This window comes from Yoonia sp. MH D7 (genome assembly GCF_054439475.1).
In genome coordinates this window covers 2,717,829-2,741,807 of record NZ_JBTJCF010000001.1, presented here as the reverse complement: position 1 = coordinate 2,741,807, position 23,979 = coordinate 2,717,829, and the positions used below count along the sequence as shown (strand labels likewise).

The following is a 23,979-nucleotide window of genomic DNA, read 5'->3' as shown; positions in this document are numbered from 1 at the left end:
TGGTTCTAAACGCCGTTAATGTAGTGGAGTATCGCATCCTCGGCCTGACGGAGTGTTTCCCAACGGTGCCGCCAGATTAGCTTGGCCTTAATGGGCTTAAATAACGTTTCCACCAAGCGCTGCCTGGCAGGCGATTTGCATCGCAAATCTGCGAGAAGTGACTTGTCGTAACAATTGCCCCTGCCATCTCGACTTTATTTTTCCTTATACTCAGTCTAATGTACGTTCAAAATTCAGTTTATTTGTTGAGAGGACCGCTATGTCAGATGATGTCTTAAACAAAGGTAAATGTCCGGTGTCACACCTGACAACTGCCTTCGGTGCTCCGGTCGTAGATAACCAGAACTCGATGACCGCTGGCAAGCGTGGCCCTGTATTGGTGCAGGATATCTGGCTCAACGAGAAGCTGGCTAATTTCGTACGCGAAGTCATTCCAGAGCGGCGTATGCACGCCAAAGGGTCGGGCGCGTTTGGCACGTTCACTGTGACCAATGACATTACCCGCTACACACGCGCCAAGGTATTTGGTGAAGTAGGGAAGACGACCGAGATGTTCGCCCGCTTCAGTACTGTTGCAGGAGAGCGCGGTGCTGCGGATGCCGAGCGTGACATCCGCGGGTTTGCGCTTAAATTTTACACCGAAGAGGGTAACTGGGACATGGTTGGCAACAACACTCCCGTCTTCTTTCTGCGCGATGCTAAGAAATTCCCGGACCTCAACAAGGCTGTAAAACGCGATCCACGCACCAACATGCGTTCTCCCACAAACAACTGGGATTTCTGGACTCTTTTGCCCGAGGCCCTGCATCAGGTCACAGTGGTGATGTCTGATCGTGGTATCCCCAAAAGCTATCGCCACATGCACGGCTTCAGCAGCCACACGTATAGTTTCTGGAACGACGTGGGTGAGCGTTTTTGGGTTAAAATGCACTTCCGGACACTGCAAGGTATCGAGAACCTGACCGATGCCGAGGCCGCAGCAGTCGTGGCAGATGATCGCGAAAGCAATCAGCGTGATTTGTTCGACGCAATCGAACGGGGCGATTTTCCGCGCTGGAAGATGTTCGTCCAAATCATGCCGGAAGCCGAGGCAGAAACCTACGGTGTCCATCCGTTCGACCTGACCAAGGTTTGGTACAAAGGCGATTACCCGCTGATTGAAGTTGGCGAATTCGAGCTGAACCGTAATTCTGAAAACTACCACGTCGATGTCGAGCAGGCCGCCTTCTCGCCCTCGAACCTCGTCCCCGGTATCAGTGTTTCACCCGACAAAATGCTTCAGACGCGCTTGATAAACTATCCGGATTCGCAGCGTTACCGCTTAGGCGTGAATTACCAGCAGGTGCCTGTTAACGCCGCGAAATGTCCGGTTATGAGCAACCATCGCGATGGTCTTGGTCGTGCGGACGACAATTACGGCAGGTTGCCACACTATCAACCGAACAGCTTTGGCCAATGGGTCGATCAGCCCGAATATGTAGAACCGCCGCTAAAAATTGACGGCCATGCCGCGATGTTCGATTTCCGGGAGGACGACGACGATTATTACAGCCAGCCGCGCAAGCTGTTTCAGTTGATGTCACCGGAGCAACAGCAGGTTTTGTTTGAGAACACCGGGCGAAATATGGGCGATGCGCCGGATTTCATCAAGCAGCGTCACATCGACAACTGTACCCGTTGCGACCGCGCTTACGGCGAAGGTGTGGCCAATGCCTTAAGTATGTCTACCAAATCGCCAGAACAATTGTCTCCAAACCCTGAATTGGCTGAATAGCACCGCAGTTTAATTTTGGGCGGGATGCCTTTCAGCCCGTAGACGGAACATGTGGCGGAACGCTGGAATGTCACCATCGAAGGCGCCAACAGGCGCTTTCGGTGTAATGCTGACAATGTGCTGCGAGAGTTATCTGCCGGCTGGTAAACGTGGCTGGAAGGAATGGCGCAGGACCCATGCAGGACCTAAAACTTGGCGGAGCTATCATTATTTGGTCAACTAAGGTCGAACGCCCACTGCCGATGACTTTGACGTTTAAAGGGACATTTCGTTTCAGGCACTGAAATTCGATATCCTTGCATCATGAACCTTTGACGGATCTAGGACTCCCTAGAAAGCAAGAGGTTCGCGGGCATCCACATCTTGGCAATGTATTTAGGCAGGGCCGTACGGGGATTACACTCAAACGCGTTTGCCCCAGACCGTCCCTATTCAGCATTTCGGAAAATACCGCTCCAAACATTTCCCCTTTGCTTTAGCTATGCCTCCAAACGTGCAAGGATTGTCGTTCCAGTAGCACAATCATTCTTGGTCTTGCTCGATCAGCATCAGGTGCTGTGGATCCGATCGGGTTTCACCAGCCATTAAATCGCGTCGCAGGAAGCGTCTCGCGGAAAGGCACGGACAACGCCGCATTGCTGATAGTCATCGCACTTGATTGCCACCATTTCAATTGCAGGACCGTGCGACGGTGCCGTTTGATATCATGAAAGTGATGGGCGAGGTGGAGTTCTGCTTCCGGTCCCTTGAGCGTGGTCAAAATCGCTTCGGCAAAGCCGCTGGCGCCTTTTCCATCGCAATCTTGTGGAAGCCGCCCAAGGCTAAGATTCCGCTCTGGCGTCGATCAAGGACCGCGACCATTCGCGTATCATCCCGACAGGCGCGCACCAAGCGCACGCTGCCCGGATCAAGAAACATGGGTAGGTTCATGAGCCAGCCTAGCATCTCGTCCGCTTCCAGTTTTCCAACGGAAAGTCATCGACGGCTGTCTGGGCTATGTTCTTGGCAGAATGGGCCGCTTAAAACCGTCATCGGTGCCGTAGGCGATCAAGTCGCACCTATGATGGAGACGCGCTTTCAGTTCGTGGTTGTCGATGATTGCGACATCACTCCGCAGATCAAACATGGCGCGGACGAGGTTGAGGACAGCTCTTTTAGGGCAGCCATATTTATGAAGTTCCAAAAAAACGAGACGCCCCCTCCGGAGGTGCCAATGCTGAGTGGTCCGTCACGTAATAGAGCCTCAACAGGGTTTGCCTCAGGCGATCCATCTCAGCATTGATAGCGGGCATTATCGTCTTGAGTTACCACTCTGTGAGAGTTTGATATCGTATATGTTTATTATTTAATAAACTCCACTGCGAAGCTCTTATATCAATCGATAGCGTTGTCGCAAAACTGTAACAAAACGATAACATAATCGTCACAGAAGCTCGTTATCGAACAGGCATGGTCGCATTGGCGGCCTTTGCAAATCTAGGAGCAAATATGTCTTACTTGAAACTGACGGCGTCTGCATGTGCGGTTGTTGCCATCTCCACAACAGCGTCTTTCGCTCAAAGCCGTAACGAAGTTCGTATCGTGGGTTCATCCACAGTATTCCCATACACCCAAGCAGCTGCCGAACAGTTCGCTAACAATACTGGCTCCCCTTCGCCGATCGTTGAGTCCACAGGTACTGGCGGTGGCATGCAGATTTTTTGTGGCGGCATCGGTGAAGCTCACGCCGACCTCACAGGCGCTTCGCGCGCAATGAAAGCATCCGAGTACCAGCTTTGCGTAGATAATGGTGTTACTGACATCACAGAAGCTCTGATCGGATTTGACGGTTTGTCTCTCGCAATTTCTCGCGATAACGATTTCGCCTGGGATTTGACACTTGGTGAAATCTACCTCGCGCTTGGCGCACAGGTTCCTGTCGACGGTAAATGGGCTGATAACCCTTACAAAACGTGGAACGAGATCAACCCTGACTTGCCAGCAACCGCAATTCTCGCATACGGGCCGCCGCCAACATCCGGTACACGCGATGCATTCGTTGAACTTGCAATGCACGCTGGCTGTGAAGAGCTGGATTTTGTTGCGAACGGCGACTACGATGGTGACTGGGTTGGCGAGAACTGCTCGCGCATGCGCACAGATGGTCCATTCGTTGAAGCTGGCGAAAACGATAACTTGATCGTCCAGCGGCTTGATGCTGATGCAAACGCATTGGGTATCTTTGGTTATTCTTTCTTGTATGAAAACCTGGATAAGCTGAAAGGCGTTATGATCGAGGGCGTTGAGCCTTCTATCGACACAATTGCTGACAAGTCCTACCCAGTATCACGTCCGTTGTACTTCTATATCAAGAATGCACACCGTGGCGTTATCCCGAACCTCAACGAATTCATCGAAGAGTATATGTCCGATGATGCGCTGATGGCTGGTGGTTATCTGTCCGAGCGTGGTCTGGTTCCACTTGCCGAAGCCCGTATTGTTGAGCTTCAGGACGCTGTTCTTTCCAGCACCACGATGGAAGCTCCAGCAAAATAAGCTGAGGCAACTCTCCCAAAGTCCGGGTCGGATTGTGCCGACTCGGACAACTCTATTCAGCGAGTACTCCTAATGACGACTTTGGCCTTCGCTATTCTTTTAATTGCCTGCATGGCTGCTTACGCTCTTAACCGGCGTGCCGCGACGGGCATTCGGGACGGCGGGCAACGCCTTCACTCTGTGTCTGGCTACCATGGGCTTTTCGCTCTTCTCTTGATTTTAGTTCCGGTTCTTGTTATCATTCTGTTGTGGCTGATACTGCAAGGCGCCGTGGTCAACACATTGGTCATGTCCAGCCTGCCTGATGGAACGCTTAATGGCCTTGGAAAAGGTCAGATTGACCTGATCCTCGCAGAAATCCAGTCTATCGCCGGTGGCCGCATTTTTGGTGAACCAGAGCCATGGAAAATCGAAGCCGCTAATCGTTTTACGGGCCTCCTTCAAACTGCGTCACTTGGCATGGTTCTTGTGACAGCGTTGTTAAGCATCGCGATTATGTTGTTAGCGCGCAGCAAAGTTTCCGCCGACTTTCGCGCGCGCCAAGGTGTCGAAAAAATCATTTCAGGCCTAATGATCTTTTGCTCGGTTGTTGCGGTCTTCACGACCGTTGGCATCGTCGCCTCATTGGCCTTTGAAACTATCAAGTTTCTGAAACTTGTTCCGCTGACCGAGTTCTTGTTTGGCACAAGCTGGGAACCGCAAATTCCGATCCGCGCGGATCAGGTCGCAGCGAAAGGCGCCTTTGGCTGGCTTCCTGTAATTGTTGGCACAATAGTCATCACTATAATCGCGATCGTCATCGCTATCCCAATTGGCTTGCTGTCGGCGATCTACCTAAATGAATTTGCGCCCAAGGTCGTGCGGTCTGTTTGCAAACCGATCCTCGAAGTTCTCGCAGGTGTTCCAACAGTTGTGTACGGATTTTTCGCGATCCTTGTGGTGGCCCCTGCGATCCGTAGCCTTGGGGCCGCATGGGGGATTGATGTTGCACCCAACACCGCACTGGCGGCGGGTGGTGTGATGGGGATCATGCTGGTTCCTTTCATCTCTTCATTTGCCGATGATGCGCTTTCTGCAGTCCCGGGTTCGCTTCGCGACGGTGCGCTTGCGCTTGGAGCGACCCGCGCGGAAACGGTAATGAACGTGCTATTCCCCGCTGCGATCCCCGGCATTGTCGGTGGTGTGCTGCTGGCTGTTAGTCGCGCGATTGGTGAAACGATGATCGTGGTGATGGCCGCTGGCCTGATGGCGAACCTCACCCTCAATCCACTTGAAAGCGTCACGACCGTCACCGTTCAAATCGTCACGCTGCTTATCGGCGACACGTCCTTTGACAACCCCAAGACACTCGCCGCTTTCGCATTGGGGATGATGCTGTTCATCGTCACACTCATTATCAACATTTTCGCGCTCCGGATTGTCCGGAAGTATCGCGAAGCATACGATTGAGGCTCGATTTATGACCGATATTTCATCTGACTGCGTAGCCCTAACGACCACTGAAAAGGTGCAAGTATCTTTGGGACGCCGTCGCCGCAAACAATTCATCCTTCAAGGTTTTGGAATCGGCGCGATAAGCATCGCGTTCTTGATGCTCTTTATCCTTTTGTGGTCCCAAATCGCGACAGGCTACAAGGCCTTCATGCAGACCAACATAACTTTGGAAATCTTCATTGATCCTGAACAAGTTCCAACCGACGGCCTCCCGCTCGGCAATTATGATGATGTTCTGGCAGCGGCATTGATTGCAAACCTACCGGACGTAGACGCTTCAAACCGTGCGGCTGTTCGCTCGGCCAGCAGCATCCTTTCCAACGGTGCGCAATTCGATCTGCGCGACCGCATCGTCGAAGACCCCGCATTGATCGGGCAAACTATTACGATGCGCATGCCAGTGTCGGACCCCTACGATCAGCTTTACAAAGAGCTTCTTGATCGCAGCACGCCAGAAAAACTGCGCCGCCTGGATGACATCCAAATCGGAAACTTTGACAGATTGTTGGAAATCGGCGCGATCGGCTCGCGCCTAAATACCGGCCTGATCACCAACGCAGACAGCCGTTTTCCTGAACTTGCTGGACTTAAAGGCGCGTTAATGGGATCTTTCTGGGCGCTGCTGACATGTTTCGTTATCGCCTTCCCCTTGGGTATAGGCGCTGCGGTGTACCTCGAAGAATTCGCACCAAAGAACAAACTTAGCGACTTTATCGAGGTGAATATCAACAACCTTGCTGCCGTCCCTTCTGTTGTGTTCGGTCTTTTGGCGCTTTCGGTCTTTATCGGGTGGTTCGGCCTACCCCGTTCGGTCCCGTTCGTTGGTGGTTTGACCCTCGCCTTGATGACCATGCCGACGATCATCATCGCGACCCGCGCCGCATTAAAAGCGGTTCCACCATCTATCCGCGAAGCCGCTTTAGGTGTGGGGGCGTCCCAGCAACAGGTGGTGTTTGGCCACGTTGTGCCACTGGCAATGCCGGGTATCCTCACAGGAACCATCATCGGTCTGGCGCAAGCCTTGGGCGAAACGGCACCGCTTTTACTGATTGGGATGAATGCATTCATCACTTCCGCGCCGGGGTCGCCGTTCGACAGTGCAACTGCTCTTCCAACACAAATCTTTATCTGGGCAGATAGTCCCGAACGCGGGTTCGTCAGCCGAACATCGGCCGCCATCCTCGTTTTACTGACTTTCCTCATCATGATGAACGCAATCGCAATCTACTTGCGCAGCAAGTTTGAACGCAAATGGTAAACTCGAAAGGAGAGGCCGTGGACGACCTCAGAGCTATTAAGAACAATGTTGACACCAATGCCACCAAGATCAGCGCTAGAAACGTTCAGGTCTATTATGGTGACACTCACGCCATCAAAGACGTAAATGTCGAGATCAAGGAACACACGGTCACAGCATTTATCGGGCCGTCTGGCTGTGGTAAATCCACCTTTTTACGCAGCATTAACCGGATGAACGACACGATCGATATTTGCCGCGTTGAAGGTGACATTCGCATTGATGGTGAGGACATTTACGATCGCAACATTGATCCAGTGCAATTGCGCGCGCGTGTCGGCATGGTTTTCCAAAAGCCTAATCCGTTCCCCAAGTCCATCTATGATAACATCGCTTATGGCCCCAAAATCCATGGTTTGGCTCGGACCAAGGCGGACATGGACGATATCGTCGAAAAATCGCTGCGTCGCGGTGCAATCTGGAACGAAGTGAAAGACCGCTTGCACGCGCCCGGAACGGGATTGTCTGGTGGGCAACAACAGCGTCTTTGCATTGCTCGCGCTATCGCGACCGAGCCGGATGTATTGCTGATGGATGAGCCATGTTCGGCGCTTGACCCGATTGCCACGTCACAGGTTGAGGAACTGATCGATCAACTTCGCGAAAACTACACCGTCGTAATCGTCACGCACTCCATGCAACAAGCAGCCCGCGTGAGCCAAAAGACAGCCTTCTTCCATCTAGGCAATTTGGTCGAATACGGCACAACCGATGATATTTTTACGAACCCCAAAGATAGCCGCACCGAAAGCTATATCTCTGGCCGGATCGGATAGGAAAACACCAATGTCTACTCAACATATCGTCAGCGCGTTTGACCGCGACCTTGAAGGTGCGCAGGCCATGGTCATGAAAATGGCCGGCTTGGTAGAAAACGCGATGAGCCAATCTGCCCTAGCATTTGAAACCAGCGATCTGGAATTGGCAAAGAAAGTTCGTAGTAACGATAAGGTCATTGATCGCTTCGACGAGGACATCAAAACCAATTGCGCCCGCATCCTTGCGACCCGATCCCCGAATGCGAGTGATTTGCGTACAGTTTTGGTCGTCATGAGCATCAGTTCCAATTTGGAGCGTTGTGGTGACTACGCCAAAAACATCGCAAAACGCACTGCGGTGCTAGCCGATGTAAAGCAAATCGATGGTGTCTCGGCGGCCCTGCGTAATATGCAAAGCGCAGTCGCAAATATGCTTCAGGATGTTCTTGACGCCTTCATTAAACGCGACGTTGAGATGGCCGAAAATGTGCGTGCGCGGGACTATGAAGTCGACGAGATGTACAACACGTTGTTCCGATCATTGTTGACGCATATGATGGAAAACACGCATAATATTACGGCCTGTATGCACTTACATTTTATGGCCAAAAATATTGAACGCATGGGCGATCACACGACATCTATCGCGGAACAGGTAATATACTTGGTGACAGGTGAAATGCCTGACGACGATCGCCAGAAAAGCGATCTCATGTCGCAAATTAAACCCGAAGAGCGTAGCGGGGCATGAGCGTGGATCAACCCGTTGTCCTTGTTGTAGAAGACGAGGTCGCCCAACGCGAAGTCTTGGTGTACAACCTGCAAGCAGAGGGTTTTTCTGTCGTGATCGCGACGAATGGCGATAAAGCGTTGCTCGCTGTTGAGGAACACCAACCCGATTTGATAATTCTCGATTGGATGCTACCAGGCGTGTCTGGCATCGAAATATGCCGTAGGTTGAAGTTAAGGCCTGCGACGCGCGGCATTCCGATTATGATGGTCTCGGCCCGTGTGGAAGAAGTCGACCGTGTCCGAGGTCTGGAAACAGGGGCGGATGACTATATCAGCAAGCCATATTCCGTCGCCGAATTTCTAGCGCGTGTCCGCAACCAACTGCGCCGCGTTAGACCTGCAGCCGTCGGCATGTGTTTGCAATTTGAAGACATCACTTTGGACGGTGAAACCCATCGGGTTTTACGAGATGGAAATTCTTTAAAGCTAGGTCCAACCGAGTTTCGCTTGTTATCGACATTTATGGAAAAGCCAGCACGCGTCTGGAGTCGAGAGCAATTACTGGACCGTGTTTGGGGTCGCGATATCTATGTCGATACCCGAACTGTTGATGTCCACATCGGTCGCTTACGTAAGATCATTTGCCAGTACGGGGGACCAGATCCGATTAGAACCGTTCGCGGCGCAGGTTACGCGTTAGGGTAGAAAATAGCCCCTCCCATTTTGGCCTCAGACGCGTTCTGCTATCTGAAACAGGGTCTGATAGTATTGTCCGTCGGGGCCGCAGATAATTCTGGAATGCTCCAATCTGGTCTTAGTTAGCCTTTGTAAAAACGGGGCAAGAATTTAAAATAAGAATTGTATCTGTTACGGTTTGGCGCCCCTCTTTTGGTCACATTTACGACTACAAAGGAGGCGGACTATGGAATCGAAACCGACTGACGCATTGTGGCGCACGAGGACTTGGTCGTAACCTGATGCCGTCAGCGCCGGTTTGATCGTGTCAGTTACGTATTCGGGCCGCATGTTTGTGCAAAGCTTCCGAGCGATGATGTAACGGCTGTAATCGTCCAGAATCGTGCTGAGGTAATGTGCAAACACCACTCCGGTCCCGTGCGGATCATTTGGTACCTGGAGCGCTGTCACGGCATCGAGATATCTGACCCAACCATTTCGCGCATTTTGCGCCAGCATGGGCTAAACCGACTTCCACGTTGCACCGGCATGCGCAAAGTCCCGTAGCCTTATAACCGGGGCAGCACCCTGGGCGCGGCTTGCTGAACGCTACTTGGGCTAATCCAATTAATTCATCAAGAGGTACATCGTTCACCCCACAGTAGTTCTATTGGGTGCTGCAGACGGCAAAAGCGATGCGCAGGTGGCAACAAACTGGCAGAGAAGCGGTATGCGCGCACGTTCATGATGGGTTTCAGCACCAATTCCCTGGGCGGCCTAGAGTTTAGAACAAGATACCATGCAATCACCTCAATTCTGTCATCGGGGGCATTGACTGCAACGGTCCGTATGGTGGATGCAGCCGTTCGGCGGTGCGCGGAAAGTAATCGCCATATTCAAAGCACGGATGGCCAAGTCACGTTTCATCCGATTGCTGACTGCCCAACCGGTAGCGCGCCGTGAATGTAGGTCCAGGATCGCCGTCGAGTAAAGCCAATCGCAATCCATAACGGTGACCAATTTACATAGACCTCCATCTCAAACCATTTTATGTCGCAATGACGGACTTCAGCTGTCAGACACTAAATGGAATGAGCTTGAAGCGAATAAATAGGCTTTTTCTCGAATTTGTCAGCAAAAAATCTAAAGGGGAATAATGTGCTGAATCCATTGAACCTTCGCCCCACGCTGGCGCCCGAGAGACGGCACCCTCGTTTCTGCCGCGGATGGCGCCAATGAATGGCATCAATTCCGCTGAGTTTGCCGTCGATATGGGTTTTCGCTTAAGCGGATCGTAAATGGGGACAACTTAGCGGTTGAATGCCTCGCGGAATTGGGTGGACTAAATCTTGAACAACTGACAACGCTACTGTCTTGGACTGGGCAGACATTGGGAAATGAGCGCATGCCTTTTCGCAGTGAAGTATTTGTCACGCGCGCGCTCCGAGCCACAACAGTCAAGGGATGCCCCGTTTGCCTTCGGGAAGATGTTATCGCGACTGGTAGAGACCCGAGAACCGCCATAGCAATGCGCGGCGATTGACTATTGCGCAACATAAACCTTTGCTTACGGACCAGCACTCGCTCGTTGATCTGTGGTCAGTGGATTATCAACCTGACCGCTATGACACTGGATCTAGATTGTCTGAAATTCCTGCGATGATCTTAAATGGCGCCTTGGATCGATCTCACATAAGACCACAAGCATACGACCACTGGTTAGATCGGAGGCTCGAACATGGGACTAATGAAACTTGGCTGGCCAACCAGTTGCTCTATTCTGCTGCAACATTTTGCGAGCTTATTGGCGTGGCGATGCTGCATCCTGAGTTATCATCAAATACTCAGGACAACGATTTGGTCATAACCGCGCGCGCTATTGACTTTAATGTTACGCAACAGGGCGTAGGGGCAATAAGATCCGCACTTGATGACGTTTCTAATTCCGCTGGCGGAGCAAGAGGTGAGCCAAGTGGAGCTTTTGGCCAGCTATTCACCCAACTTTCTAGGGCTTATCGTGACGAAGAAGATTTTGCACTATTCCGAGACATTTTGCAAAGCTGTATTTTTGACACTTGGCCCATCGCCAAAGTTTTCGATGTCTTAGGTCAATCATTTTCTGAGCGTCGGCTACACTCTGTGTCAACAGCATCGGCCGAATTTGGCATCGGCAAGAAGCTTCTGACAGATATATCGAACTTGGTGGGACCGATTGAAATTCGCAAGGAAATTGGTGCAACCCGCAATCAATTCCACTCGCTTGTTAAAGACCCAATCATCGGACCAATGATAGACCTCCCGACGATCCAGTCACCTTGGCGAAGCGCCGACGGCACGACCCTCGTTGCCGCATTAACCGCATTTGCCATGGTCGTCCGTGTTGGTGACAAAAATGGGAGCCGATCCAGAGAGCCAAAAAACGATCTGGAATCTGCGTCGGGGAAATAATCCATGCAATTCGGGAGCGGCAAATCCAAGTGGGCCTTCATGCCGGGCAGGTGCGTTACTCTGCATTGTGCGTCCTCAGGGCGGAAATTGATTTGATGATAAAGGCAACGCCGCGGGTTAAGGGGCTTGATGATTTGACGGTAGCAGCCTTTGGCCGAAAAATTGGCATGCGAGACCACGGACGGTTTCTAGCACTCGTGGCTTCAGGTCATACCTCTGCGACGAGTAAACAGAACCCGCTCACGGGTTTGACGTAACTGTATATGACAAAAGACGATATTTTGGTGTTTCATTAGCGATACTTCACCCTGCCAACCATGGCTCTTGAGTATGGAAACGACAGACGGACACTTCTAACGCGCCTCAAATCATCAGATATTTATCCATTTAAGCCGAAAGGCGAGGATTACGGCTATCTCTATTTACGGATAGATGTCGATGCGGTTCCGAAGCAAGGCATCAATTAATCCATATCGACCGAAATGCCGCACCCAAACACCAACTTTTGTCGGAGAGTCGGTGTTTGGATGTCGGACGACATCCAAGACCTGTTCGGCCAGCAGCTTTTTGAGCTTACCGTTCTCGTCCTCCAAGGCGCGCAATTTCTTCTCATCTGAATATTCCATTCCGCCATACTTCGATTTGTATTTGTAAAACGTCGCGGAACTCATCCCGTGCCGTCGACACTCGTCAGCGGTCTTCTCACCAGATTTCTGCTCTTTGATCATTGCTATCATCTGTTCGTCCGTAAATTGTGCCTTCATTTGTCCGTCCTATTGTTGGGCGTACTTCTACACAAATCTGGAGGCGTTTTAAGGGCGCAGAGAGAATGGCGAATAAGGGCGACACTTGTCTAACGGTGGAAGATGCGAGTCAACAATAGGCCACCCTGTTTAACTATTTCGTTCCCCGTTTGAACGCGTACGCTGCGGTTGGCTGCGGCAAGGTACGGTTATAAAACGTTGATGGTTCAGGGGGGATGTCGCACCTATTGAAATCAAAGGACGGAGGCACTTCCGGTAGAAGCGGCTCACAACCTGAAGGTAGAAGGTTCAAATCCTACTCCCACAGCCAAATTTAGCGAACAAGCCGCATCCGAATAGGACGCTGCTTTATTGTGTCTGCAAAACTGAACAATCCCGATGGTTTGCCGGTCAGCTGGGCTGTGTGCCCACGTTCGGCGTCGTGCTGGATCGTAATGCTGTCGATTAGTCCTGCGGTAATCCTCCCCAAAACTAAGGGGATGCGGAAGTAGAATTTTCTCGGCAAGATATCTGAGGAGATTTTGATGAAGATGACGAGATATAGCGAACCCCAAATCCTTGCGATCCTGCGCCAAGCCGAAGGCGGTGTGCCTGTCTCTGAGCTGTGCCGCGAGCACGGCATGAGCAACGCGTCATTCTACAAATGGAGGTCGAAGTATGGCGGGATGGACGCATCGATGATTAGCCAGATGAAGGCCCTTGAAGACGAGAACCGGCGTCTCAAGAAGATGTATGCCGAGATGAGCATGCAAGCTGAGTTACTGAAGGAAGGCCTTGGAAAAAAGTGATCCGGCCAGCCCTGCGTCGGGGTCTGGCCGAGAAAGCTGTGGCGCGACACGGTGTCAGCATTGCGCTGGCCTGCCGCACCTTTGGCGTGAGTGAGACCTGCTATCGTTACAGCCCGCTCTTGAGCGACGGGAACGAAGAGATCGCCGATCTGCTGGTTGGGCTGACGACCGCCCGGAAGACGTGGGGGTTTGGGCTATGTTTCCTGCATCTACGCAATGTGCAGGGCCATCCGTGGAACCACAAACGCGTTTACCGCATCTACTGCGAACTGGAACTGAACTTGCGGATCAAACCTCGGAAACGGTTAAAGCGGGACAAACCCGATGCGCTGGCAGTGCCGGACGCACCAAACGTGACCTGGTCGATGGACTTCATGGCGGATCGCCTCGGGGATGGCCGGGCGTTTCGGCTTTTGAACGTGCTGGATGATTTTAACCGCGAGGGTTTGGGCATCGAGGTTGATTTTTCTTTGCCAGCCGAACGGGTTATTCGCAGCCTCAACCGGATCATCGAATGGCGCGGCAAACCAGAAACTATTCGGGTTGATAATGGCCCAGAATATATCAGTGGCAAGCTGTTAGAATGGGCTGAAAAACAAGGTATTAGCATCCAGCATATCCAACCCGGAAAGCCGCAGCAGAACGCTTACATCGAGCGCTACAATCGCACGGTCAGGCATGAATGGTTGGACCAACACATCATTGAAAACATCGAGGAGGCGCAAGACTTCGCCACACAATGGCTTGTCTTATAATGAACTTGGCTCCTGCTTTATAATGGGGCCACTGCCCGCCACGTCATTTGTGACAGGCAGTGGCGGCGGTTGGATCGTAAATGGCTGGGTCATGATGGACCGCTCCAGAGTTTGATCAACCGCCGTCTTCCCCAAAGGCCTGAACGGATACGCGTGCAACAAGTCACGTATGACAAGCATAGGATATGGAGAATATGACAGATCATAACATTGGCGTGGACATTTCTAAATCCCATCTGGACGTGTTTCGATTGGAAGACGACATGGCTAAACGCTTCGATAATTCAATCACAGGCTTCCGTGCTCTTATCAGATGGTTGGGCAAGGCGACCCGTGTAGCGAGGGTCGTTTACGAGCCGACAGGATCGTATCACAAAGCCTTTGAAGCGACACTTGGGAAGGTGTTACCATTGGTCAAGGTAAATCCTTTGCAGGCGCGCCGTTTTGCGCAGGCCCATGGTACGAGAGCTAAGACTGATGCAGTCGATGCTCGAATGTTGGCGCTTATGGGCGCGGCATTTAATCTTGAACCACAAGTGCCTCTCCCGAAAGAAGCAATTGACCTCAAAGACTTGCATGTTGCGCGGGCTGGGTTGGTCAAGGATCGCACCAGATTGCGCAACCGTGCTCAAATTCAGGGGTTATCTCTCCTGAAACGCCAAACCAAAGCGCGTCTCACGCTAGTGGAACGCCAGATCGTTGAGTTGGACGCCGAGATAGCAGCGCTGATCCAGGCGCGGGAGAGCACCGCACGTACGCATGATATTTTGCGTTCCATGCCCGGTGTCGGCGCTGTTTCTGCTGCCGCAATATTGACCCTGATGCCCGAACTCGGCACGCTAGATCGCAAACAAGTGGCCAGCCTGGCTGGTCTCGCCCCCATCACACGCCAGTCTGGATTATGGCAGGGCAAAGCGTCCATCGGAAGCGGGCGCAAGCCCTTGCGCGATGCCCTTTACATGCCCGCATTAGTCGCCATGCGCTGGAACCCAGACCTCAAAGCAAAATACGAACACCTACGAGACGTGGGAAAACCCGCCAAGGTCGCAATTGTCGCTATAATGCGGAAGCTAATCGAAATCGCAAATGCACTTGTCAAAGCTAATCGCAAATGGACACCAAAAACCGCTTGATCAAGACGGATACTCTCGACTTACAACAATGACCGCCCGAATATGGGCATCGGCGGCATCACACCCGCACAGAAACTAAAAATGGCCGCGTAAGTTCTACAGCCGCACCCCGTTAAAAATGGGGGGATTACCCTGCGAGGGGCTCGGACGCACGGCGCACCACATCGGGATCATTCAGTAGTCCTGAAATGCCCTCAATCGTAGCGCGGTGGAGTTCCGATAGGTCGGGCGAGATTTTAATAGCATTAGATCAATTTAGGGGTTGCGGGTAATGATTACTAACCTTAGAACCCCCCTTACCGGAGAGACACACAGTCAGACACGGGGCGCCAGACGGGCGGGACGGAACGGAAGCGGGACTGGAAACGGGAGGCTTTGGGACTGAACTGCTAGCGAGACGCGAGACGATATTTGGAGATACTATTGGCGGGGCGCGCTGAGTAATTAGCGCATCTTGTTAGTTTTTGTCTCCACGCTTTTTGAAATTGATATATCTGAAGAGATATGTGGGCGGTTTGGTTCAGTTCGATGGATCAGACGTCTGTATATCAACGCTACTAGGATTTAGGTCCGATGATGTAGTGTCAGCTTCACTGTTTGTATGGCTCTTGGTTAACTTTGTTAACTGAAAGTACATCAAACAGAATTAAGACGCCATGTGATTTCAGTAAGATCATGTGGTGGATGTGCAGAGGTTCGAACGTCAAGGACAGCAACGTAAGTTGCTTTCAACTTGAGAGTTTGATCCTGGCTCAGAACGAACGCTGGCGGCAGGCCTAACACATGCAAGTCGAGCGCTTACCTTCGGGTAGGAGCGGCGGACGGGTTAGTAACGCGTGGGAATATACCCTTCTCTATGGAATAGTCTCGGGAAACTGGGGGTAATACCATATACGCCCTTCGGGGGAAAGATTTATCGGAGAAGGATTAGCCCGCGTAAGATTAGATAGTTGGTGGGGTAATGGCCTACCAAGTCTACGATCTTTAGCTGGTTTGAGAGGATGATCAGCAACACTGGGACTGAGACACGGCCCAGACTCCTACGGGAGGCAGCAGTGGGGAATCTTAGACAATGGGCGCAAGCCTGATCTAGCCATGCCGCGTGAGTGACGAAGGTCTTAGGATCGTAAAGCTCTTTCGCCAGAGATGATAATGACAGTATCTGGTAAAGAAACCCCGGCTAACTCCGTGCCAGCAGCCGCGGTAATACGGAGGGGGTTAGCGTTGTTCGGAATTACTGGGCGTAAAGCGTACGTAGGCGGATTAGCAAGTAGGGGGTGAAATCCCAGGGCTCAACCCTGGAACTGCCTCCTAAACTGTTAGTCTAGAGTTCGAGAGAGGTGAGTGGAATTCCAAGTGTAGAGGTGAAATTCGTAGATATTTGGAGGAACACCAGTGGCGAAGGCGGCTCACTGGCTCGATACTGACGCTGAGGTACGAAAGTGTGGGGAGCAAACAGGATTAGATACCCTGGTAGTCCACACCGTAAACGATGAATGCCAGTCGTCGGGTTGCTTGCAACTCGGTGACACACCTAACGGATTAAGCATTCCGCCTGGGGAGTACGGTCGCAAGATTAAAACTCAAAGGAATTGACGGGGGCCCGCACAAGCGGTGGAGCATGTGGTTTAATTCGAAGCAACGCGCAGAACCTTACCAACCCTTGACATCCTTGGACCGCTAGAGAGATCTAGTTTTCTCGTAAGAGACCAAGTGACAGGTGCTGCATGGCTGTCGTCAGCTCGTGTCGTGAGATGTTCGGTTAAGTCCGGCAACGAGCGCAACCCACATCTTTAGTTGCCAGCAGGTTAAGCTGGGCACTCTAGAGAAACTGCCCGTGATAAGCGGGAGGAAGGTGTGGATGACGTCAAGTCCTCATGGCCCTTACGGGTTGGGCTACACACGTGCTACAATGGCATCAACAATGGGTTAATCCCTAAAAGATGTCTCAGTTCGGATTGGGGTCTGCAACTCGACCCCATGAAGTCGGAATCGCTAGTAATCGCGTAACAGCATGACGCGGTGAATACGTTCCCGGGCCTTGTACACACCGCCCGTCACACCATGGGAGTTGGATCTACCCGACGGCCGTGCGCTAACCTGCTTGCAGGAGGCAGCGGACCACGGTAGGCTCAGCGACTGGGGTGAAGTCGTAACAAGGTAGCCGTAGGGGAACCTGCGGCTGGATCACCTCCTTTCTAAGGATGTTTCTAGCAGTTTGAACTTGTTCTTACTCGTGAAACACTTAGCAGTGTCTGCAAACAAAGCAGACCAAATCAGGCACATCGTTTTCCTTCGATGTGACCTAGAGCCAGGCCGTCCTCATATCTCTTCAGTCTTTGTTCCCACCAAATGGAACATAACCTAATGGGGCGTTAGCTCAGCTGGGAGAGCACCTGCTTTGCAAGCAGGGGGTCATCGGTTCGATCCCGATACGCTCCACCAAGTTGGGTCGGTAGCTCAGGTGGTTAGAGCGCACGCCTGATAAGCGTGAGGTCGGAGGTTCAAGTCCTCCTCGACCCACCACGACGTTTGTTTGCAAACGGCGACGGGTGGCAGGTGAATGCGTCGCAATCACCGAGAGCCCTACAACGCGTCTTCAGGTAGAACAGAAAAACAAAAAGCATACAATTTGACCGTTAAGCAGCATCGCTGCTTTGCCGTCCAATTGGACGTTTTGATCTTCGGATCAAGTGACATCGTAAAGAGAGATACAACATCAGAATAGAGGCGCTCCGCGTTAGGAGTTAGCCAGATCTGGGGAGGGATCCGCATGGACCCCAATGATCCTTTGAAAATCTATTTTGTTCAAGTCAAGTACACTAACCGGAATGAGAGTAATCTCATTCGAATATTGACGGATACTGAACCAGTGGCCGTCAATACAATGTATGCATTTTTGATTAATGGGTCCTTTTACGTACAAAAGGGAGGACCCGCAGAAGAAGTCTGACTTTTTCTGGATCAAATCAAGCGCGAAAAGGGCGTTTGGTGGATGCCTTGGCAGTAAGAGGCGATGAAAGACGTGATACTCTGCGATAAGCCATGGGGAGCTGAGAATAAGCTTTGATCCATGGATTTCTGAATGGGGCAACCCACCTAATACTTTGTTATTATTGCAGCTCGCTGCACTTAATAACTTGGTAAACTAGGTATTTTTAACCTGAATACATAGGGTTAAAAAAGCAAACCCGGGGAACTGAAACATCTAAGTACCCGGAGGAAAGGAAATCAATAGATACTCCCCTAGTAGCGGCGAGCGAACGGGGACCAGCCGAGCCATGAGTGTGAATAGAATGTGTTGGAAAGCACAGCCATAGTGGGTGACAGCCCCGTATATGAAGCATGATTGGACGTATTAAGTAGGGCGGAACACGTGAAATTCTGTCTGAACATCGGAGGACCACCTTCGAAGGCTAAGTACTCCTTACTGACCGATAGCGAACCAGTACCGTGAGGGAAAGGTGAAAAGCACCCCGACGAGGGGAGTGAAACAGTTCCTGAAACCGAACGCCTACAAACAGTTGGAGGGTCCATGAGACCTGACAGCGTACCTTTTGTATAATGGGTCATCGACTTGGTCTCACAAGCAAGCTTAAGCCGTTAGGTGTAGGCGCAGCGAAAGCGAGTCTTAATAGGGCGAATGAGTTTGTGGGATCAGACCCGAAACCGAGTGATCTAGGCATGTCCAGGATGAAGGTAAGGTAACACTTACTGGAGGTCCGAACCCACACCTGTTGAAAAAGGTCGGGATGAGGTGTGCCTAGGGGTGAAAGGCCAATCAAACTCGGAGATAGCTGGTTCTCTGCGAAATCTATTTAGGTAGAGCGTCGGACGAATACCCTCGGGGGTAGAGCACTGAATGGGTAATGGGGGCCCACAGCCTTACTGATCCTAATCAAACTCCGAATACCGAGGAGTAATATCCGGCAGACACACAGCGGGTGCTAACGTCCGTTGTGGAGAGGGAAACAACCCTGACCTACGACTAAGGCCCCTAATTCATGGCTAAGTGGGAAAGCAGGTGGGACGACCAAAACAACCAGGAGGTTGGCTTAGAAGCAGCCATCCTTTAAAGATAGCGTAACAGCTCACTGGTCTAAATAAGTTGTCCTGCGGCGAAGATGTAACGGGGCTCAAGCCATGAGCCGAAGTCTAGGATGCAATTTATTGCATGGTAGCAGAGCGTAGTGTGACATAGTTCCATGCGTCTTTAGCCTTCTTCGGAAGGTGTTGGACGCAAGGAGCTTTCTGTGAAGCCGGCCTGTGAGGGATCCGGTGGAGAGATCACTAGTGAGAATGATGACATGAGTAGCGACAAAGGGAGTGAGAGACTCCCTCGCCGAAAATCCAAGGGTTCCTGCTTAAAGCTAATCTGAGCAGGGTGAGCCGACCCCTAAGGCGAGGCCGAAAGGCGTAGTCGATGGGAACCAGGTTAATATTCCTGGGCCATGGAGTGGTGACGGATCCCGGAAGTAGTTCATCCTTATTGGATTGAATGGGCTGCCAAGGGGTTCCTGGAAATAGCCCTCCTATAAGATCGTACCCTAAACCGACACAGGTGGATAGGTAGAGAATACCAAGGCGCTTGAGAGAACCACATTTAAGGAACTCGGCAAAATACCTCCGTAAGTTCGCGAGAAGGAGGCCCGGTAGATACGCAAGTGTTTGCCGGGGGCACAAACCAGGGGGTGGCGACTGTTTACTAAAAACACAGGGCTCTGCGAAGTCGTAAGACGACGTATAGGGTCTGACGCCTGCCCGGTGCCTGAAGGTTAAAAGGAGGAGTGCAAGCTCCGAATTGAAGCCCAGGTAAACGGCGGCCGTAACTATAACGGTCCTAAGGTAGCGAAATTCCTTGTCGGGTAAGTTCCGACCTGCACGAATGGCGTAACGACTTCCCCGCTGTCTCAAATGTGGACTCAGCGAAATTGAATTACCGGTCAAGATGCCGGTTACCCGCGGTTAGACGGAAAGACCCCATGCACCTTTACTATAGCTTCGCATTGGCATCAGACACAGTATGTGCAGGATAGGTGGTAGGCTTTGAAGCGGGAACGCCAGTTTCCGTGGAGCCACCCTTGAGATACCACCCTTATTCTGTTTGATGTCTAACCGCGGTCCGTTATCCGGATCCGGGACCCTGCGTGGTGGGTAGTTTGACTGGGGCGGTCGCCTCCTAAATTGTAACGGAGGCGCGCGAAGGTTGGCTCAGAGCGGTCGGAAATCGCTCGTTGAGTGCAATGGCAGAAGCCAGCCTGACTGCGAGACTGACAAGTCGAGCAGAGTCGAAAGACGGCCATAGTGATCCGGTGGTCCCGAGTGGAAGGGCCATCGCTCAACGGATAAAAGGTACGCTGGGGATAACAGGCTGATGGTGCCCAAGAGTCCATATCGACGGCACCGTTTGGCACCTCGATGTCGGCTCATCTCATCCTGGGGCTGGAGCAGGTCCCAAGGGTACGGCTGTTCGCCGTTTAAAGAGGTACGTGAGCTGGGTTTAGAACGTCGTGAGACAGTTCGGTCCCTATCTTCCGTGGGTGTAGGATACTTGAGAAGAGTTGCCCCTAGTACGAGAGGACCGGGGTGAACGATCCACTGGTGGATCTGTTGTCGCGCCAGCGGCAGTGCAGAGTAGCTATGATCGGACAGGATAACCGCTGAAGGCATCTAAGCGGGAAGCCCCCTTCAAAACAAGGTATCCCTGAGAGCCGAGGTAGACCACCTCGTCGATAGGCCAGAGATGTAAGCGCTGTAAGGCGTTCAGTTGACTGGTACTAATGGCTCGATAGGCTTGATTTGATCCAGTAAAAGTAAGACTTACTTTTGCTAGAACAAAGATACATACACACACAACACCATAAGCGTGTTTGACTTGAACAACGTTGTCCTCCCCTGCATAAGGGAGGGCGGCACTCTGATGTTGGCTTCTTTTTTGGTGTGGTGATCATAGCGCGAGCAAAACACCCGATCCCATCCCGAACTCGGCAGTTAAGTGCCGCTGCGCTGATGGTACTGCGTCTTAAGGCGTGGGAGAGTAAGTCATTGCCACACCTAATAAGAAGCCAAAACGTATCTCTCTACGATGAAAACAATACCTCTGTCGCGGGATGGAGCAGCCCGGTAGCTCGTCAGGCTCATAACCTGAAGGTCGTAGGTTCAAATCCTACTCCCGCAACCAATAAAAACCCAGTAATATCAACTAGTTACACGCCACCTTCGGGTGGCTTTTTGCGTTGGTGAAACTGCCGTGGAAGCACGCGGGGCAGGTTCATACGTGTGATTAACTCGCAACGGTGAATGCAGCGCGTTAAGGGGTGGAACGGCCAAATCGCTGAGGGATGGAACCACGTTTGGCTTGTAGCGGACCCCAGCCACTTATCACTGCGTTGCAACGTGAACATTTGTCGATACCTCAGTATTGCGCCGCAAATGAACGCCGGACTGCGGGGCGAAGCAAACTATCGACACTGCAGCGAATGCAAATGGGACAGCTGTTTGCACGTACATCACCGACGTCTTGGCAGCGCTGAAATCTCGCCAAACTGGCCATTCGAACCCTTCAGGGCAGGTGTATCACAGCGGGATTTTGCGTTTGTTGCGCAATTCTTCGATAAGCACGATTTAGAAGTTTGACTGTATGTCAATGAGGGCTTGGATTTGGGTGCTGTTATAGGGATCAACGTTCGATTGGCGTTTGCTCGCGGTGACAGTAATGCTGGGGAAAAATCCAAAATACGACAGATTGGTTAAGGCACCTTTTCCTCCAACCGTAATATAATCGTCGCGCCGTCCATCTAATGAGAGGGCGAATTCATCGTAATTCGTATGCCCGATGCTCGCCGCGACGGACCAATCGGTGTTCAAAAACTGGTGCGTAAAACTGTAGTTAAGTGAGCCGCTGATATCGCTGAAAGTACTTTCGTCGTTCTCCGCATCATTTAGAATACCAACTAAGGATAGCTGTAATCGATCGCCGTTTGGGCGCCGCGCCGCATAAGATGTGGTGAGGTTGTAAACCTTTGTGTCGGACACGATGTCGTTGCGCGCTATTTGATTTTGCACACTGGCCTGCACACTGAGAACCGCGTCTTTGCCAAGTGCAAACTCCTGACCCAAAATTAGTCTTCTATAATTCCACAGCGGCTCTCCGCTGAACTGGACGAGCCCGACTCCGCCGGAAAAAGTCGTCGGGCCAACACCATCAAACAAAAAACGCCGCTGGGTCAACGCGACCTCGGCCAACGCGAGGGCATAATCGCTTCCTTTCAGCCCGGGCACGCTGTCTTGGGTGGCGGCGGATAGCACGAAGCTGCGAGCATACACATGGGCATCGACGGTCGTGATCTGACGCGCATCCTGCGAAATTCGGTATGACAGTCGCAGATCCCCAGCATACTCAATGCCCGAAAGCGCCTGAGTTTCAGGGGGTAATCTGAACTCAATATCAATGCCCTCAAGACTAAGAAGGTCACTTTCAGCACCATTATTAATATTGTCAGTGGGTGCGATGCTTAGGTTCGCTTGTGCAGAAAACGGGTTGGTGCGTTGGATCCTTTGGAATTCTTGGGCAACCTTGGCCGCGTCTTCGGCCGTGTTCGCGTAATTTGCTGCAATGCGCAACCACCATTGCGCGCGGGTGTAGTGGCCTAGGCTGAAACGTGCGCCACCAACAAGCCGTGCTGCCTGCATACGTTCAGCATCATTTTGCGCTGCTCCATAGGCACGGGTTGCCACCTGCGCCGCGGCCTCGTCTTGCCCAAGATCGCTATGGGCGAGCGACATCAGGAAGAGCGCCGTGAAATCATTGGTGTTCTGCATGAGGATGTCTTGCGTCACTTCAACTGTTCGCGCAGGATTTCCATCCGACAATGCCTGTTCAGCGTCTTGCAATACCTCTGCCACGGGTTGGGCTGCTAGGGATGAAGAGATGCATGCCAGAACACATAGTGACCTTCGAAAAGACAGTTGCTGAAATGGGTTTTTCAATGAATTTCACCTGTTAAGTTTTGCTCTGTGAGCATTGACGACGGGTGGCGTTGTAACAAGAAAACGTGCGGTTCTCTGGCGTCGAGTGGCGCATTATTGCTTGAAATTACGGCCTTTTATCTTCGCGTTTACTGCACAGTAATTCTAAATAAATCCACAAAGGTGACATTACATAACCACATTATGATTTGAAGATGATCATAATGCGCAAAGTAAAAAAGTGAAGAGGTTTCAGAATGGTACATAGATCTTCTGTCGCAGCGGTCTTGCTGTTAACAGTTTGCGGTTGTTCTAGTGGGGTCGCCTTGCCAACCGTTGCATCTGCCCCAACCGCAGTTCTGGCAACCTCAACCGTTGCGCCGACGACCACATCACCGACGGCGCCGACGACCACGTCTTTAGCTGGATTGCTGAACGGCGCGCGTGCCGGAGAGGGTGCCGGTTCCGTCGTTTATGATTCTCGATTGGGTCAGGCAGCGCAGGTTCATGCGGATGATATGCTCGCGAATGGTTACTTCTCGCATACTGGCTTGGATGGTTCCGACGCTGGGGATCGCATTCGCGCGGCCGGGTATGTACCCAGAACCTGGGGTGAGAACATCGCGAGGGGCCAGCAATCCGAAGCCGAAGTTTTTGAGGCGTGGCAAGATTCCCCAGGACATCGGGAGAACAATCTGAACCCCAATTTTGAGGATTTTGCGTTGTCCAAAGCCGGGTCAGGGTCGGATTTGTATTGGGTTCTGGTATTCGCATCGGAGCAATAGCAAGTTGCTGGGTTGGCTTGATCAACGCATCAAAAGTTAGACACCTCCGCAATTGCGGCGAAGGTTTGCTTTC

General features: G+C 51.8%; 13 protein-coding genes, 3 tRNA genes, 3 rRNA genes and 4 pseudogenes. 19 read left to right on the top strand and 4 right to left on the bottom strand.

Annotated elements, in window-relative coordinates:
- The first annotated feature begins 259 nt into the window (after positions 1-259).
- The 8 genes from ACXLHR_RS13680 (at position 260) to phoB (ending at position 9,295) form a co-directional block, all read left to right on the top strand.
- Positions 260-1,774 carry a catalase gene (locus ACXLHR_RS13680; RefSeq protein ID WP_458791948.1) on the top strand — a complete coding sequence of 505 codons (1,515 nt, stop codon included), beginning with the start codon at positions 260-262 and terminating at the stop codon, positions 1,772-1,774.
- Positions 1,775-2,465: 691 nt separating this feature from the next.
- Entirely contained in the window at positions 2,466-3,056 is a 591-nt protein-coding gene (locus ACXLHR_RS13675) for a hypothetical protein (RefSeq protein ID WP_458791947.1), read from the top strand.
- A gap of 206 nt (positions 3,057-3,262) precedes the next feature.
- Complete coding sequence (locus ACXLHR_RS13670; protein ID WP_458791946.1) at positions 3,263-4,309, top strand: substrate-binding domain-containing protein; 1,047 nt, start codon at positions 3,263-3,265, stop codon at positions 4,307-4,309.
- Between the two features lie 72 nt (positions 4,310-4,381).
- A complete protein-coding gene (gene pstC, locus ACXLHR_RS13665) occupies positions 4,382-5,758 on the top strand; it encodes a phosphate ABC transporter permease subunit PstC (protein WP_458791945.1) in 1,377 nt (458 codons plus the stop codon).
- A gap of 10 nt (positions 5,759-5,768) precedes the next feature.
- Positions 5,769-7,061: a phosphate ABC transporter permease PstA gene (gene pstA, locus ACXLHR_RS13660; RefSeq protein ID WP_458791944.1), complete on the top strand. Its 1,293-nt coding sequence runs from the start codon at positions 5,769-5,771 to the stop codon at positions 7,059-7,061.
- Positions 7,062-7,078: 17 nt separating this feature from the next.
- Complete coding sequence (gene pstB / locus ACXLHR_RS13655; protein WP_458791943.1) at positions 7,079-7,876, top strand: phosphate ABC transporter ATP-binding protein PstB; 798 nt, start codon at positions 7,079-7,081, stop codon at positions 7,874-7,876.
- A 10-nt stretch (positions 7,877-7,886) separates the two neighbouring features.
- Positions 7,887-8,609 (top strand): phosphate signaling complex protein PhoU, encoded by a 723-nt coding sequence (gene phoU / locus ACXLHR_RS13650; RefSeq protein WP_458791942.1) that lies wholly within the window; start codon positions 7,887-7,889, stop codon positions 8,607-8,609.
- Positions 8,606-9,295 (top strand): phosphate regulon transcriptional regulator PhoB, encoded by a 690-nt coding sequence (gene phoB / locus ACXLHR_RS13645; protein ID WP_458791941.1) that lies wholly within the window; start codon positions 8,606-8,608, stop codon positions 9,293-9,295. Before phoU ends, phoB begins: the two co-directional genes overlap by 4 nt.
- A gap of 243 nt (positions 9,296-9,538) precedes the next feature.
- Here the strand turns inward: phoB and ACXLHR_RS13640 are convergent.
- Positions 9,539-9,679: pseudogene (locus ACXLHR_RS13640) on the bottom strand (IS3 family transposase); the annotation flags it as partial.
- A 417-nt stretch (positions 9,680-10,096) separates the two neighbouring features.
- A pseudogene (locus tag ACXLHR_RS13635) lies at positions 10,097-10,261 on the bottom strand (DDE-type integrase/transposase/recombinase); the annotation flags it as partial.
- Between the two features lie 295 nt (positions 10,262-10,556).
- Here ACXLHR_RS13635 and ACXLHR_RS13630 point away from each other — a divergent pair.
- Both ACXLHR_RS13630 and ACXLHR_RS13625 read left to right on the top strand, forming a co-directional pair.
- A complete protein-coding gene (locus ACXLHR_RS13630) occupies positions 10,557-10,808 on the top strand; it encodes a TniQ family protein (RefSeq protein WP_458792555.1) in 252 nt (83 codons plus the stop codon).
- Positions 10,805-11,713, top strand: coding sequence for a hypothetical protein (locus tag ACXLHR_RS13625; RefSeq protein WP_458791940.1), 909 nt, complete (start codon positions 10,805-10,807; stop codon positions 11,711-11,713). Before ACXLHR_RS13630 ends, ACXLHR_RS13625 begins: the two co-directional genes overlap by 4 nt.
- A 533-nt stretch (positions 11,714-12,246) precedes the next feature.
- Here the strand turns inward: ACXLHR_RS13625 and ACXLHR_RS13620 are convergent.
- Positions 12,247-12,477: pseudogene (locus ACXLHR_RS13620) on the bottom strand (transposase); the annotation flags it as partial.
- Between the two features lie 524 nt (positions 12,478-13,001).
- Here ACXLHR_RS13620 and ACXLHR_RS13615 point away from each other — a divergent pair.
- The 8 genes and pseudogenes from ACXLHR_RS13615 to ACXLHR_RS13580 all read left to right on the top strand — a co-directional run.
- Positions 13,002-14,011 (top strand): annotated as a pseudogene (locus tag ACXLHR_RS13615) (IS3 family transposase); the annotation flags it as partial.
- 203 nt (positions 14,012-14,214) lie between these two features.
- Complete coding sequence (locus ACXLHR_RS13610; protein ID WP_458789636.1) at positions 14,215-15,153, top strand: IS110 family RNA-guided transposase; 939 nt, start codon at positions 14,215-14,217, stop codon at positions 15,151-15,153.
- 729 nt (positions 15,154-15,882) lie between these two features.
- Positions 15,883-17,351, top strand: a 16S ribosomal RNA gene (locus tag ACXLHR_RS13605).
- Positions 17,352-17,522: 171 nt separating this feature from the next.
- Positions 17,523-17,598 (top strand) — tRNA-Ala (locus ACXLHR_RS13600).
- Positions 17,599-17,602: 4 nt separating this feature from the next.
- Positions 17,603-17,679: transfer RNA gene (locus tag ACXLHR_RS13595), tRNA-Ile, on the top strand.
- 441 nt (positions 17,680-18,120) lie between these two features.
- A 23S ribosomal RNA gene (locus ACXLHR_RS13590) occupies positions 18,121-20,955 on the top strand.
- 137 nt (positions 20,956-21,092) lie between these two features.
- A 5S ribosomal RNA gene (rrf, locus tag ACXLHR_RS13585) occupies positions 21,093-21,207 on the top strand.
- The 16S, 23S and 5S rRNA genes sit together here with 3 tRNA genes alongside, the layout of an rRNA operon.
- A gap of 50 nt (positions 21,208-21,257) precedes the next feature.
- Positions 21,258-21,334, top strand: a tRNA-Met gene (locus ACXLHR_RS13580).
- A gap of 443 nt (positions 21,335-21,777) precedes the next feature.
- Here the strand turns inward: ACXLHR_RS13580 and ACXLHR_RS13575 are convergent.
- Positions 21,778-23,058: a hypothetical protein gene (locus ACXLHR_RS13575; protein ID WP_458791939.1), complete on the bottom strand. Its 1,281-nt coding sequence runs from the start codon at positions 23,056-23,058 to the stop codon at positions 21,778-21,780.
- A 389-nt stretch (positions 23,059-23,447) separates the two neighbouring features.
- On the opposite strand from ACXLHR_RS13575, the gene ACXLHR_RS13570 reads away from it, so the two are divergent.
- Positions 23,448-23,906, top strand: coding sequence for a CAP domain-containing protein (locus ACXLHR_RS13570; protein ID WP_458791938.1), 459 nt, complete (start codon positions 23,448-23,450; stop codon positions 23,904-23,906).
- Positions 23,907-23,979 lie beyond the last annotated feature (73 nt).